The following is a 13,397-nucleotide window of genomic DNA, read 5'->3' as shown; positions in this document are numbered from 1 at the left end:
CCTGTCCTCTCCACTGATTCGGGTTGTCACCGGCGTTAGTCGGCTGAGCGCGCGTCGCGGAGGCTGTGCTTGCCTTCACGGACTCCGCGTTGGAAGCTGGCCAGCCGCCCACGCATCAGGTCCGCATCGCGGCGCGGCGTCACAGCCGGATCGGTAGCCGTTCCCGGCACCAGTTGGGCTCTTGGGGTTCGCCGGGGCAGCCCGGCAGTGGTGTAGTCGACGGATTCCTGGTCGATGAGGGGCTCGGGTGCTGCGGCGGCGCCGTTGGTGCTCGGCTCTGGGACCACCTGCGGCGACGCCCCTGCCGGTGCGGTGCCGTTGTGAGGGGCCGACTGCTGCCTGTGGCGGCCACGCCGAACACCGGCCTGGAAGCTCGCCAACCGGCCGCGGGCAACATGCGGATCGCGGGGCGGCCGTGCCCGTTCGCTGTGATCGGCTCCGGCGCTCCCGGCCACCAGGTTCGCTCGCGGGACCCGCAGCGGAAGACCCGCAGTGGTGTAGTCGGCGGGTTCTGCGGCCGCTACCTTCTCTGCCCGCTGTCGAACTTCGTCGTTCGCGAAGGTCCACACGCTCTGGCCGCGGTGACCGTTACGCGCGGGCTGGGAGGAAGGGAACCTTCCTGTCATCGGTGGCAGGAAGGTTCCCATCCTCTCAGCATCTGCTGCGGGAGCGGGCCATTGGATGGCGGGGCGGGTGGCGGTGTGGGAGACCTGCGACGGCACCTGGAACCACGCGGAGGCGAGGTTGTTGAAGATCGGTGCCGGGGCTGTCTCGTCGTTGTGCTGTTCGGGGATCTGTGCGGGCGCTGGGGTGATCTCCTGGGTGTTGGACAGTTCGTCTGGCGGCACGGGCGGAGCCCCGTTGGCAGGGGAACGGAACAGGTGGATTCCGTTGCGCACGAGGTGGCGCTGGCTGGACGCGTCCTGTTCGGCCGCCTCCCAGTCGAACTCTTCGACCAGCGTGTCAGCGGTGCGGTCGTTGGGCACGATGCCGTTGGCCGCGACCGGCAGTGCCGGGCCCGCCACATCCACCAGCAGTTCGGGGCCGAGGCTGACCGCGACGTGCACCCCGACCGCTTCGGGCCCGGGGCGCAGTTCGGCCCGGATGCCGTGGCGGCTGGCGAGCCGGCCGACGACGAACAGGCCCATGCGCCGGGACGTCGACAGCTTGATCTCTTCGTCGGTGGCCAGCCGCTGGTTGACGGCGGTCAGCTCATCCGGGGACATGCCAATGCCGCGGTCGACGATGCCGACTTCCAGCGATCCGTCGCCGCGCCGATGTCCGGAAACCGTGACCTGGGTTTCCGGGGCTGAGAAGTTCGCCGCATTGTCGAGGAGTTCGGCCAGCAGCCGCACCAGGTCGCTGGCAGCGTATCCGACGATCTTGACGTCCGGCAGCGGCTGGACGATCACCCGCGGGTAGTGCTCGATCTCCGACACCGCGGCCCGGATCAGATCCGCGGGCGACGTCGGCTGCGAGAACCGCCGCGCCGGGTCAGCCCCGGAAAGCACCATGAGGTTCTCGTTGTTGCGGCGCATCCGGGTGGCCAGGTGGTCCAGCTGGAACAGCGTCGCCAACTGGTCGGGGTCTTCCTCGTCGCGTTCGAGCTGCTCGAACAGCCGGAGCTGCCGTTCCAGCAGGCTCTGGCTGCGTCGCGACACGTTGACGAACGAATCGCTGTAGCTGCGGCGGAGTTCGGCCTGCTCGGTGGCGAGGTTGACGGCTTGGGTGTGCACGTCGTCGAAGGCCCTCGCCACTTCGCCGATCTCGTCAGTGCTTTCAACCGGCACCTGGTCGACGGGGGATCGGTTGGCGTGACCGGCGCGGATGTCGGCGACAGCTTGCGGCAGCTGGTGGTTCGCCGTGTCCAGCGCGGTGCGCCGCAGGATATCGAGGGAGCCGAGCAGGTGCCTGGCGACCACCACGACGATCGCGCCCGCGATCAGCAGCGCGGACAGCAGGATCACAGACTCCAGCCCGGCCATGTTGCTGGAGGTGTCCTGCAAGGCGAACGCGGTGTCGTGCAGCTGCTGGTCAAGGTGCGTTTGGAGCGTGTAGAGCGCTTCAAGCGCCGTCCGGGACTGGTCCTTCCACGCCGAGGGCGATATCAGCTGCGTGGAGATCCGCGACTTGCTGTTGTCGCGTTCGACCATTGCCAGCTGCACCGACGTTTCCCGCGCCGGCACCTCCGGCTTGGCGTAGAGCTGGTCGTAGCGCATCCGCTGTGGCGGCGTGGCGGACGCGCGGAATTCCTTGACCGCGGAGGTGCGGCGCGATTCGCTGGCCGCGAGCCGAGTCAGGTTGTCGGTGGTGAAGTTGCCGCGGGTCAGCCCCACGAGTACCAGGGCCTGCTGGAGCTGCATCTCCTCGCTGATCTGCGCCAGCTCGTGCGCGCTGATGGCGGTGGACACCAGTTGGGACGACGAGATCTGGCTGGTCAGCGTGCGGTCGAGCGCAAGCAGCACCCCGACGAACTCGGTGTAGGTGTTGATCACCACCCCGGGGTCCGGGTGGCCGCCCAGCACCTGCTGGCGGATCGGAGCGAGCCCGGTGAGCTGCCGGTCGGTGTCCTGCCGGGCGAACCGGACCGCATCGCTGTCCGGGACGGCCCGCAGTCGCTGGTGGATCTCGTCCAGGGCCCGGTCAGTTGCGGTGTAGCGTTCCTGCACTTCCGGCGCGGAAACCGGCCCGCGCACCAGGAATTCCGCGGCCTTGCTGCGTTCCTGCTGCAGTTGGCCAACGGCCGCGCGCACGACGTTGCCGGCCGCGACCACCCGGTCCAGCTTGGCGTATTGGTCGGCCTGGTTGATCTGGCTGAGGATCTGCAGTACGCCGAGCACCAGTGCGACGATCACCGGAACGAGTACGACGGCGGTGATCTTGACCGGTAGTTTCCAGTTGCGCCAATTGGTGATCCACCCGGTGAGCTTTTGTGTGGTGCGCGACCACGTGGACGCCCGGGTTGCGTTCGCGGCCGGGTTTTCGAGTCCGCTGCTCACGACGCAGTCCTTTCCCGCGCGGTCGAAGTCTGCACCGACGGCGCGTTCGTGTGGTGGGCAGCCTGGGCCCGTCTGTGGTGTGCGCGGCAGGTCTTGGTGGCTGGTGGCGCTGCTCGCGGCCGGTTTTCGCTGGTGGCCGGTGCGGTCGTCGACACCGGAGTCCGGAGCCTGCGATCGATGTCGGGGGTGCTCGCGGCCGCACCGGATTCTTCGTCGCCGAGTGTCGGTGGCAGAACACTACCTCAACGAAATGATCTCCTCCGTATCTCGGATTTGGTTTGCTGACCAGCGAATTCGTCGCCGGTGGAGATTATTCTTGCCGGGGCGGTGCCGGATGGGGAAAGTCGTGAACACTGATTGTGGTCGTTGTGGCAATGTCTGGATGCGCTTTTGTCGCTCGATAGGTAGATGTTGAAGCTACGAATGATTTTTTCGGCCAGGGGGCTGGGGGAAGTGCCGCCCGGGTTCCCGGCGAGTCCGCTGGCTGCCTTGTTGACCAGCTGAAACTGGCTGCTCGCCAGGCTTTTTCGGGTGCTAGCAGGTAGGCATGATGGTGCTTCGGGGCTGATCAGGCACATCACGTTGACCACATACTGTGATCGACGAATTCATCAATGTGTGTGCTGTGTTGTTGCAAAACGCTGTGTGGGCCGGGTTCGCTGGCTAGACTTCCGGGCTGGTTGGCAGCGCAGGCAGCGCGGTTCACCGACACCTCGGATTCGTAAACCACTCGATATCGCCGGATCGAAGCGGGATCCAGGTGATCGGCCACGGAGCGCGGGGAACTCCGAAGCATCGGGCGAAACCACGTCGATGCAGTTCTACTGCTTGGAAGGACGCATGCCCAACGCAACTCAGCCCCCGCCGCCGCGCACCCCCAGCGGCGGGCCCGCAGCGGCCGCGACCTTCGGTAAGATCGACAAGCCCGCGCCGCGAGCTCATCGACCGTCGGCACCGGACTACGAGCGCATCGCGCGAAGCCCCGAATTCCTCGACCGGCGCGCCAGGCTGCGCCGCTTCGCCTTCCCGATGACTGCGGTATTCCTCATCTGGTACCTCGGATAAGTCATCATCATCGCCGCCTACCTGCCGGAATTCATGAGCATTCGGCTCGGCGGCGAGGTCAACATCGTCCTCGTCATGGGGGGCGGCCAGTTCGCGACCACGATCCTGATCACCGCTCTCTACCTCCGGTACGCGGCTCGCCAGATCGATCCGCGGGTGCAGGCGCTCTACCAGGACGCGGTCGGGGAGGACCCTCGATGATCGACACCAACCCGGTGCTCAACATGAGCATCTTCGGGGTGTTCGTGCTCATCACGCTCTACATGGTCTACCGCGTGAGAGCACCGGCACCGCGACCGACTACTTCGCCGCCGATGGCCGGTTCACCGGTGCGCAGAACGGCATCGCCCTGTCCGGGGACTTCCTGTCGGCGGCGTCGTTCCTCGGAATCGCCGGGGCTATCGCGGTGCACGGCTACGACGGCTTCCTCTGCTCGATCGGCTTCCTAGTCGGCTGGCTGATCAACCTGCTGCTGGTCGCCGAACTCCTGCGCAACACCGGGCGCTTCACGATGGGTGACGTGCTTAGTTAGCTTCCGGATGCGGCAGCGGCCGGTCCGCGCGGTCGCCGCAGTGTCCACATTGGGTAATTTCGTTCGTCTACATGATCGACCAGATGGCTGGCGCGGGCACCCTGGTGGCGTTGCTGCTCGACGTGCACAGCTCCGGCGGCCAGGCGCTGGTCATCGGCGGCGTCGGTGTGGTCATGGTCGTCTACGTGCTGGTGGGCGGAATGAAGGGAACCACCTGGGTGCAGATCATCAAGACAGGCATGCTCTTGCTGTGCGCGGTCATGATGACCTTGTTCCTGATGGGCAAGGTCGGGTTCAGCATCACCTCGCTCCTGCAGCACGCGGCGGAGCAGAACCTGGTGGGGGACCGGATCTTCTCGCCCGGCGCGAAGTACGGGCAGAGCGACGTGACCAAACTGGACTTCGTGTCGCTGTCGCTGGCGTTGGTCCTGGGCGTCGCTGGGCTGCCGCATGTGCTGATGCGGTTCTACACAGTGCCCGATGCGCTGCAGGCACGGCGCTCCGTGGTTTGGGCGACCTTCACGATGGCCGTGTTCTACCTGTGCACCCTGGTGATCGGGTACGGGGCGGGGGCGGTCAAGCCAGGTGAGCGAGAAGCGCGGAGATGGAAGTGCGCTCCCTCACCGGCATCGGCTCGTCGTGAGCTGAAGCATGGGAACCTTCCTGCCACCTCCGTGACAGGAAGGTTCCCATGCTCTCCCCAGGGGTGGGCTCGAGGTCAGGCGAACCAGCCCATCACGCGATCCCAGAGGGACGTAGCCGAAGCGGGAGTCGCGGGTCGCGTGGTCTCATGGGTGCCTTGGTCGTGTGAGGCGGCAGGCGTCAAGCCTGCGGGTTGCTGAGCCTCGAGCGCGCCGGTTTGCGCGGTGCCCTGTCGTCCAAAGATCACGTTCGAGCAGGAGTAGAAGGCCTCCGGGCTGTCGGTCCCGCAGGTTGCGTTCGCCCACGGTGACATGCAGGCGCCGGCCGGTCGCGCCTAGATCTGCTACCGGCCAGCACATGCTCTACATGATCTGGCAGCGCACCGACAGCCACGATGGACAAGCAGCCGAGTACAGCAGAGGCGGCAGCCTTATGACGCACGTTCACGTCAATTCTCCTCGCTATCCTCCGGGGCCGACGTCGGCCGCAGGCGGCGCGCACCGATCACCGGTACGTCGTTTCGGGATGAATCGATGTTGACGCGGCAGTTGATGCGACGTCCATACGCAGAATTGTGCTCTTATGTAGTGGAAACATTGATCGACTGATCTGTCTTGGCAGGTAGGGGTCGGTGTGGTGATGGTTGGAATTATATGTAACGAGGGCTGACCGGGGCTATAGGCGGTCCTTAATTGCGAATTGTCGCCGTATGTATGAGGTGTTCCGTGGTGTCGCTACTTTCTCGCGCATTAAGTTTCCTGAACGTGGTGTTCGGCGGCTGTTGCCGGCAGGAAGGCTCCCATGCTGCAGTTGAGCGGCCGCGCGTTCCTTCGCATGGCTATCGCGCCCGGCGAGCGTGGTGACGCTGTCCGGGTGAAGCATGGGAACCTTCCTGTCTCTGGCGCGGTCCGCCTCGGGTGCATTCAGCGCGGGATCGGGATTTCGAAGTGGATGGCCGGGCTGTGCTGGTGATCTCCGCGCGCGTCGTAGATTTCCTTCGCCATCGCGCGCCAGAACGGTTCGGCTCCTTCGATCGCCGGGTTGGTGTGCAGGTAGATCGCCGAATATCCGTCGGTGTCGGCGACGAAGTCGCAAGCCATCGCAACCAGGGCGCGTGCGAGGCCGTGTCGGCGATGCGCTCTGTCGACGTAAACCCGGAACAGCTGGGCGGTCTCGCCGCTCGGGTAGTGGTCGACGATCCATTGTGGATGTGGCGGGCTGCTGGGTCCGTTGGCGCGCACTGCGGTTGTCGCCGCGACCTCGCCGTTGCGGACCGCGACGAACAGGGCGTGCCGGGGGTTTTGGAGGTAAGCGTGCTCGATGCCGATCACGTCCGTGTGCCATGTCGAGTCGTAGCCGTGTCCGAACTCCTTGTAGAAGGTGTCGAGCATGACCTTTCGTGCGCCGTCGACGTCGGATGGTTTGGCGGCCCGAAGGGTGTACTCGCCGATGCGGTGTTCGAGGTTGTGCTGCATCGCGTCCTCTCTGGGGATTTGATGGTCCGTGTTCGCTTCGGATGGCAGGAAGGTTCCCTTGCTGCAGAGCCGAGGCGGCTGAAACCGCTCCAGCAATGCAATGATAATCGTTTTCAACAAATTGAGAGAACGGTGGTCCCGCTTCCGAACTGTGCTGTCGCGGTTTGGGTGACAGGAAAGTTCCCATGCTGTCGCCCTCTGTGGCGGATTGACGGTGGGCGGGGGCGGCGTTAGGTTCGACGCCAGTTATGGTCAGACCGTATGCCCAGTAAGGGGTTTGATGAAATTTCCACACTTTGTTGGGTGAGCGGGCACGGGATCGGGGACCGGTCAGGGTCGGGGTGCTCGGGGCGGGGAAGTTCGCTTCGATGTACCTCACCCAGGCGTTGAGCACCGAAGGCGTGCACGTCGCCGGTGTCGCAGATCTGGCGCCACAGCGGGCACGCGCAGCGCTGGAGCGCACCGGTTGGCCAGCGGAGCGTTACGCGGCGGCCGACTTCGACGAGGCGTTGCGCAGTGGCGGGACGCATGTCACCGACAGCGCCGATGCGTTGATCGATGCTTCGGGACTGGACGTGGTCCTGGAGATCACCGGCGATCCCGTGGCAGGCACGTATCACGCTGTCCGGGCGATCAATGCCGGTCGGCACGTCGTGATGGTCAACGTCGAGGCCGACTGCATGGTGGGGCTGCTGCTCGCCGAGCGGGCCCGGAAATCCGGGGTCGTCTACTCGATGGCATACGGCGACCAGCCGGCGCTGATCTGCGAGCTCGTCGACTGGACGCGCACGGTCGGCTTCGAGGTGGTGGCCGCGGGCAAGGGCACGAAGTACCTGCCGGAATACCACGCTTTTACCCCGGACACGGTGTGGGACCACTACGGCTTCACGCCGGAGCGGCTCGACCGCGGGGACTTCAAGCCGAAGATGTTCAACTCGTTCCTGGATGGGACGAAGTCGGCAATCGAGAGGGCGGCCGTGGCCAACGGCACCGGGCTGGTACCGCAGGACGAAGGTCTTCTTCCCGCCGTCCGGCGTCGACGACCTGGCAACCATGTTCCGGCCTGCAGAGATCGGCGGTCAGCTGACCCGTCGGGGCACCGTCGAGATCGCCTCCAGCCTGCACCGCGACGGCACCGCGGTGGCGCGAGACCTGCGTTGGGGCGTCTACGTCACCTTCGAAGCGCGCACCGACTACGCCGTTCAGTGCTTCGCCGAATACGGTGTGCGTACGGATGAGACCGGACGCTACGGCTCGCTTTACCGGCCGTACCACATGATCGGGCTCGAACTCGGCGTCAGCGTCACTTCGGCCGCAGTGCGCGGCGAGGCGACCGGATGCCCGACCGGCTTCCGCAGCGACGTGGTCTCGGTCGCCAAACGCGCGCTCAAGGCCGGGGAAATCCTCAACGGTGAGGGCGGCTACATGGTTTACGGCAGGCTTGCCCCGGCTGAGGTGTCGCTGAAGTCGGGCGGCGTTGCCGATGGGGTTGGCGCGTGGTTTCAAGCTGCGCAACGACGTTCCCGAAGGCGGCGTGCTCGGTTGGGACGACGTCGAAGTGGACGAAACGATGTTGGCAGTGCAGTTGCGGCGCGAGCTGGAAAGGACAACGCGCGGCTGACGCCGGACAGCGGCGGACGTCGCCCGTAAGGTAGAGCGGTCCTGGGCACCACCGCTGGAGATCGAGGAGAAGCATGAGTTCCGCGAGCCCGAGCTCATGGGAGCCGGTGCGCAAGGTCCGCACTTACGAGCAGGTCATGGCGCAGATCGAGCAGCGCATGCTGGAGGGGCTGCTCGCCCCGGGCGACCGGCTGCCCAGCGAACGTGAACTCTCACAGCTCCTCGGCGTCAGCCGCCCGTCGCTGCGCGAGGCGCTGCGCGTGCTGGAAGCGCTCGGCATTGTCGAAGTTCGGCCCGGCCGCGGCCCCGAAGGCGGGACGGTGTTCGTCGGCCGTCCCGGTGAGGGCTTCGCGATCCTGCTGAAGATGCAGTTGGCGCTCGGGCATTTCAGCGACACCGACGTCCTCCGCACCCGGCTGATGCTGGAGGAGTGGGCGGTCGCCGACGCGGCGCGCAACGCAACCCACGAGGACCACGAAGCGTTGCGCGGCATCCTGGACCAGATGGACGCGCCTGAGCTCACCGCCCGCGACTTCAACCGGCTGGATACCGAATTCCACGTGCGGGTCGCGGAATCCACCGGGAACTCGCTGGCCTCCTACCTGATGAGCTCGCTGCGCACCGTCATCCAACGCCAGATGATCGACGCGTACGAGCAGCTGGCGGACTGGCGCGAGACCGCGAAGGCGGTGCGCGCCGAGCACCGGGAGATCCTGCGGGTCATCGAGGAGCACGACGCGCCGCGGGCTGTCGAACTCGTCCGCGGCCACATCAACGACTTCTACGAGCTCGGCTCGTTCTCCGGCGGAGCCGAGAGCGATCAGTGACCGCAAGCCCATCACGTGCCGGAGCGGTTCAGCCCGCGAACTTCGGCGTCACCTGGCGCAGTTCGGCTTCGGAGCTGTTGGGCAGCGATTCGCCTTCTGCGGGCGGGTGGAGCATGGGAACCTTCCTGTCACCTAACGTGGGCCCCGGCAGGTGGAATCTGTTCGGCACCCCGCCCCAACCTGGAAGCTGAACCGGCGGAGCAGGACCCCGAAACGAGTCCGAAGTGGACGATGCTCACCCCGCCGATTCGTTCCGGGGCGGTCCGACGAGCGACTGTTCGAGCTTGGCGAGGAATCCGGTGATGGACGCACGTTCGGCCGCGCCGAGCGCGCTGATCAGCTGCGACTCGTGTTCGAGCAGCTCGCGCACGGTGGCTTCGATGAGGCGGTGACCGGAGTCGGTCAGCCGGACGGCCACCGCTCGGCGCGATGCCGTCGATGGTGCTCGGGCGACCAGCCCGGCCTGTTCGGCCCGGGCGATGCGCTGGGAGACCGCGCCGGGGGTGACCAGCGTTCGGCGGGTGATCTCGCGGGTGGTGAGTTCGTACGGCGGCCCGGCGCGGCGGATCACGCTGAGCAGGTCCAGCGTGGACGGATCGATCCCGAGCTTGTTAAGGGTGCGCCGCCGGTCGTCGGCGAGGACCTTCGCGATGCGCCAGATCGCGGTGATGACCTCGATGGAATCCGTGTTCACGCCGGGGAGTTCGCGTTGCCAGGCGGTGGCGATGTCCGCCGCCGGCCACGTGGAGATCGAAGCGAGCGGATAACCCTCGGCGTCTGAACCGTTGGACATCGACAACCCTCCCGCGATATGTTTAGCTCTAAACGTATCATTTTGGGGTCAACAGTGAACCGCATCGTGCTGGTGACCGGAGGCGGTAGCGGAATCGGCAAGGCCGTGGCGGCAAGATTCCGCGCTGACGGGGACACCGTGATCATCACCGGCCGCGACCAGGAACGGCTGGCGGCCGCGGCGGCCGAGCTCGACGTCCGCTCGATCGCCTGCGACGCGGCCGATCCCCGGCAGCTGGCAGACCTGGCCGCCGAACTTGGGGAACACCTCGACGTGCTGGTCAACATGGCCGGCGGCAACACCGACCTCCAGCGGCCCGGGGAACCGGCGGACCTGGAGCAGGTGAAGGACGCGTGGCGCGCAAACCTGGACGCCAACCTGCTCAGCGCAGTACTCACCACGACGGCCGTGCTCGACAAGCTGCGGCCGGGCGGCACCATCATCAACGTCGGATCCATCGGCGCCGAATACGCCTCGACGTGCTACGGCGCGGCGAAGGCGGCGCTGGGGGCCTGGAACGCCGGCCTGTCCGCGCAGATCGGCCCGAGGGGCCTGACGGCCAACCTGATCGCTCCCGGCTACATCGAGGAAACCGGGTTCTTCCACGGGCAGCTCAGCGAACAACGCCGAACGGCACTGATCGACTCGACCCACAACGGGCGGCCGGGCCGCCCGAGCGACCTCGCCGAGACCGCGCAATTCCTGGCATCCGAGGGCGCGAGCCACATCACGGGCCAGACCCTGCACGGGCTGGAGAACTCCAGCCGAGCGTCTGCGTGATCTACTGGCAACCACATAGGCATCAGGTGTTGCAAGGACCCCAAGAATCCGCCAACCCGCCGAGGGGCTGATCTCTTGCGCCAGTATGCCTTCCGGTTCCAGGTCGGACATGTGCGGAAATCAGGAGAGGCGGCGTGATTCTCATCCGGGACGAGCAGTATTTGGGCCTCGACCAATGAATCCGGCTTCCCGCAGCCAGGTTGCCACCTGGCCCGGCTGGCGGCGGTGGACGTGGACCCTCATCGGGTGGCCGGCATAGCCTCCGTCTTCAGCCGCGACTCGTCGCCAGCATGAAACATGAGCTGGAGCGGTCCGCCCGGGCGCATTGCGCGGTGGAAGTGCTCGAAGACGGCGGGCGCCTCGTCGTCGGGGATGTGGATCAACGACTGCCAGGCGAGCAGGCCGGCCGAAAAGCAGACCCGCCCCTGAGGGCATTCTGCCGACTCAGGGGCGGATCTCGCTAGCACTGCAATGCGCCCTCGACAGGACTCGAACCTGTGACACCTGCCTCCGGAGGGCAGTACCGGGTATCGACGTTTTAGCAGTTCAACGGCCTATTGGCCTCGTCGGATTGGTCGCCTTGTACGTGAACTGCACGCCGCAGGCTCTGTTGGGCTCTGATTCGGGCGCGACCCAAAGACACTCGGCGCGCCCATCGATCTTGTCTGTGGCGCTCTGAGGGCCCCGATTTCCCGACGTCCACCGTAGTTACTGACGGCAGCGAGAAAGGTAGCGTGAGCACGCATGGAGCTAGCCCAGCGAGCAGCCGAGACCGCCGAACACTTCGTTGCACCGCTCGGCCGGAGGTGGCTGCATGTCCAAGCAGTCGCAGCGCGGGCGGCGGAGCTGAGCCCAGCAGTCCCATCCCAGGATCGAGACATGCTCGTCGCGGCGGCGTGGCTGCACGACATCGGCTACTCGCCCGAGATCGGGCACACCCGCTTCCACCCGCTCGACGGGGCTCGGTGGCTGCAGAGCCAGCAGTGGCCGGCGGCGGTGGTGAACCTTGTCGCGCACCATTCAGGCGCTCGTTTCGAGGCTGCCGAACGCGGAATGGTGCAAGAGCTTTCAGAGTTCCCGTTCGAGGATTCCGTGTTGCTGGACGCGCTCGTTACAGCTGACCTAACGACTGGGCCAGGTGGCGAGCGGCTGAGCTACGACCAGCGAATCGACGAGATTCTCAGCCGCTACGCACCCGATGATCCCGTTCACCGAACTTGGGTTAAGGCGCGCCCCGCGCTCGCTGAATCCGTTACCCGGACCGAAAAACGGCTTGCGGAGGCTCAGCCCAGATAGGGTTCCGTGCGCGATTCGTCCAAGGCGTGGTCGATTCGCAGGCGCATCGACGGGTGGATATTCAGTTGATCGAGGTCCGCAGGGGAAACCCAGCGGACCTCTTTCGTTTCGCTGCCGTCTTCCCGCGGCTCACCGCCGACCCAGCGGCACGCGAAGCAGAGCGAGAACTGCTGTCGTACTTCGCCATCGTCATAGGCCATGACGTGGTTCGGGTTGGTGTAAACGCCGGTCAGCCGCAAGACCTCGACATCCAAGCCGGTTTCTTCTTTGACCTCGCGCATGACCGTGTCGGTGATGTACTCCCCGGCGTCGTGTCCTCCGCCTGGAATAGCCCAACGATCGTTGTCAATTTTGTGAATCAACAGGATCTCGCCAGCGCTGTTGCGGATCGCGGCCGTGACTGACGGAACTACCGAGTTCGCTGCCGGGGCGGTGGGATCGTTGAAGTAGTCGATACGGGCCACTTTGGCTCTCCATTAGATTGTGTCGGGTGTGGCCTCTTGCCAGACCCGCTCGAACGAACGCATGTAGTGCTCCCACATCGAGCCGCCTGGGACTCGACGTAGATGCATGACCGGGTTTTCGCCAGCAAGCGCGCCGAAAGCATGGCCGTTGACCAGTAGTTGGTCATCGAATCGATAGAGCGAGTTGTAAAGGATCGTGCCGTGCGTACGTACTTCAACGTTCGGCAGTCCAGCAACTTTGCTCAGGTAGCGACGCATCATCTGAATTCTCCCTTCGAGTCCGCCAGTTGTTCCCTCCTCGACGGCTCGCTGAATGACGGCTGCGGACTTCTCATCGCCGACGGCGAACCGGAAGACTGCGCCTTCCTCGGCTTTCCGCTTAATGATCGGCAAGATGTCGTGCTGCTCGACCAAGAATTGTCCGCTGAATACCAGCACCTCCATGCGTTCCTGGACGCCAGCGATCAGCTCGTTCCACAGTGCGTACGGCACGGACGAGCGGGACTGGTAGAGGTGTACCAGCTCGGTTTCCTCGTTCGGCCGTGTGTACAGGTCGTTTGCCAGGGAGGGCCAGAGCTGGACTTCCGCTGTTTTGACCAGCTCCGCGACCTTCTGGCGTGTCCGGCGGTGCGGTACCCGCTCCCTGGTGATCCAGCGCTCTGCTGTCTTCTCGTCAACTCCGGTGTGCTGTGCGACTTCTCCCAGTGTCAGCCCAGCAGCGCGAATCGCGGCACGTAGTCGCTCGTTAGCCACCCCACCCCCAGGGACGTTTCTAGGACGAATTTGGGACGTTGTAGGGACCATATAGAGCTGGAAAGACGTTTTCAAGTGACCTTGAAAGACCCGTTGGAACGTCCGCTGATCTGGCGTGAACTTGTTGCCATGCAAGACGGAACCCCGGAAC

General features: G+C 65.4%; 12 protein-coding genes and 2 pseudogenes. 8 read left to right on the top strand and 6 right to left on the bottom strand.

Annotated features, from left to right (window positions below; translation table 11 throughout):
* Positions 1–35: 35 nt before the first annotated feature.
* A complete protein-coding gene (locus tag ACRXBZ_RS13680; RefSeq protein WP_433879454.1) occupies positions 36–2,999 on the bottom strand; it encodes a sensor histidine kinase in 2,964 nt (987 codons plus the stop codon).
* An 840-nt stretch (positions 3,000–3,839) separates the two neighbouring features.
* Between ACRXBZ_RS13680 and ACRXBZ_RS13675 the strand changes: the two genes are divergently transcribed.
* From ACRXBZ_RS13675 to ACRXBZ_RS13665, 3 genes and pseudogenes are all read left to right on the top strand, one after another.
* Entirely contained in the window at positions 3,840–4,064 is a 225-nt protein-coding gene (locus tag ACRXBZ_RS13675; RefSeq protein ID WP_433879453.1) for a DUF485 domain-containing protein, read from the top strand.
* Between the two features lie 3 nt (positions 4,065–4,067).
* The gene (locus ACRXBZ_RS13670) at positions 4,068–4,265 is read left to right on the top strand and encodes a DUF485 domain-containing protein (RefSeq protein ID WP_433883869.1); all 198 of its coding nucleotides are present in this window, start codon (positions 4,068–4,070) and stop codon (positions 4,263–4,265) included.
* A pseudogene (locus ACRXBZ_RS13665) lies at positions 4,262–5,174 on the top strand (solute symporter family protein); the annotation flags it as partial. The gene ACRXBZ_RS13670 and the pseudogene ACRXBZ_RS13665, both read left to right, overlap by 4 nt.
* Before the next feature lie 987 nt (positions 5,175–6,161).
* Here the strand turns inward: ACRXBZ_RS13665 and ACRXBZ_RS13660 are convergent.
* On the bottom strand, positions 6,162–6,713 hold the full coding sequence (locus ACRXBZ_RS13660) for a GNAT family N-acetyltransferase (RefSeq protein ID WP_168585145.1): 552 nt from the start codon (positions 6,711–6,713) through the stop codon (positions 6,162–6,164).
* Between the two features lie 368 nt (positions 6,714–7,081).
* Between ACRXBZ_RS13660 and ACRXBZ_RS13655 the strand changes: the two are divergent.
* Positions 7,082–7,946: pseudogene (locus ACRXBZ_RS13655) on the top strand (flagellar biosynthesis protein FlgA); the annotation flags it as partial.
* 26 nt (positions 7,947–7,972) lie between these two features.
* Here the strand turns inward: ACRXBZ_RS13655 and ACRXBZ_RS13650 are convergent.
* Positions 7,973–8,104 (bottom strand): hypothetical protein, encoded by a 132-nt coding sequence (locus ACRXBZ_RS13650; RefSeq protein ID WP_433884143.1) that lies wholly within the window; start codon positions 8,102–8,104, stop codon positions 7,973–7,975.
* A gap of 92 nt (positions 8,105–8,196) precedes the next feature.
* Here ACRXBZ_RS13650 and ACRXBZ_RS13645 point away from each other — a divergent pair, with 92 nt between their 5' ends.
* Positions 8,197–8,334: a hypothetical protein gene (locus ACRXBZ_RS13645; RefSeq protein ID WP_433884142.1), complete on the top strand. Its 138-nt coding sequence runs from the start codon at positions 8,197–8,199 to the stop codon at positions 8,332–8,334.
* Positions 8,335–8,407: 73 nt separating this feature from the next.
* The gene (locus ACRXBZ_RS13640) at positions 8,408–9,160 is read left to right on the top strand and encodes a FadR/GntR family transcriptional regulator (protein WP_433879452.1); all 753 of its coding nucleotides are present in this window, start codon (positions 8,408–8,410) and stop codon (positions 9,158–9,160) included.
* A 235-nt stretch (positions 9,161–9,395) separates the two neighbouring features.
* On the opposite strand, the gene ACRXBZ_RS13635 is transcribed toward ACRXBZ_RS13640, so the two are convergent.
* The gene (locus tag ACRXBZ_RS13635) at positions 9,396–9,953 is read right to left on the bottom strand and encodes a MarR family winged helix-turn-helix transcriptional regulator (protein ID WP_433879451.1); all 558 of its coding nucleotides are present in this window, start codon (positions 9,951–9,953) and stop codon (positions 9,396–9,398) included.
* A gap of 54 nt (positions 9,954–10,007) precedes the next feature.
* Here ACRXBZ_RS13635 and ACRXBZ_RS13630 point away from each other — a divergent pair, with 54 nt between their 5' ends.
* Both ACRXBZ_RS13630 and ACRXBZ_RS13625 read left to right on the top strand, forming a co-directional pair.
* The gene (locus tag ACRXBZ_RS13630) at positions 10,008–10,733 is read left to right on the top strand and encodes an SDR family NAD(P)-dependent oxidoreductase (RefSeq protein ID WP_433879450.1); all 726 of its coding nucleotides are present in this window, start codon (positions 10,008–10,010) and stop codon (positions 10,731–10,733) included.
* A 744-nt stretch (positions 10,734–11,477) separates the two neighbouring features.
* Entirely contained in the window at positions 11,478–12,029 is a 552-nt protein-coding gene (locus ACRXBZ_RS13625) for an HD domain-containing protein (RefSeq protein WP_433879449.1), read from the top strand.
* Here the strand turns inward: ACRXBZ_RS13625 and ACRXBZ_RS13620 are convergent.
* Both ACRXBZ_RS13620 and ACRXBZ_RS13615 read right to left on the bottom strand, forming a co-directional pair.
* A complete protein-coding gene (locus ACRXBZ_RS13620; protein ID WP_433879448.1) occupies positions 12,017–12,493 on the bottom strand; it encodes an NUDIX domain-containing protein in 477 nt (158 codons plus the stop codon). The two genes, ACRXBZ_RS13625 and ACRXBZ_RS13620, sit on opposite strands and share 13 nt — an antisense overlap.
* 12 nt (positions 12,494–12,505) lie before the next feature.
* On the bottom strand, positions 12,506–13,246 hold the full coding sequence (locus tag ACRXBZ_RS13615; RefSeq protein ID WP_433879447.1) for a helix-turn-helix domain-containing protein: 741 nt from the start codon (positions 13,244–13,246) through the stop codon (positions 12,506–12,508).
* Between the last annotated feature and the right edge of the window lie 151 nt (positions 13,247–13,397).

The sequence above is a fragment of the Saccharopolyspora hattusasensis genome (genome assembly GCF_050972075.1).
GTDB classification, from domain to species: domain Bacteria; phylum Actinomycetota; class Actinomycetes; order Mycobacteriales; family Pseudonocardiaceae; genus Saccharopolyspora; species Saccharopolyspora hattusasensis.
The sequence above is the reverse complement of the archived record's forward strand: the minus strand, read 5'-3'. Positions and strand labels throughout refer to the sequence as shown.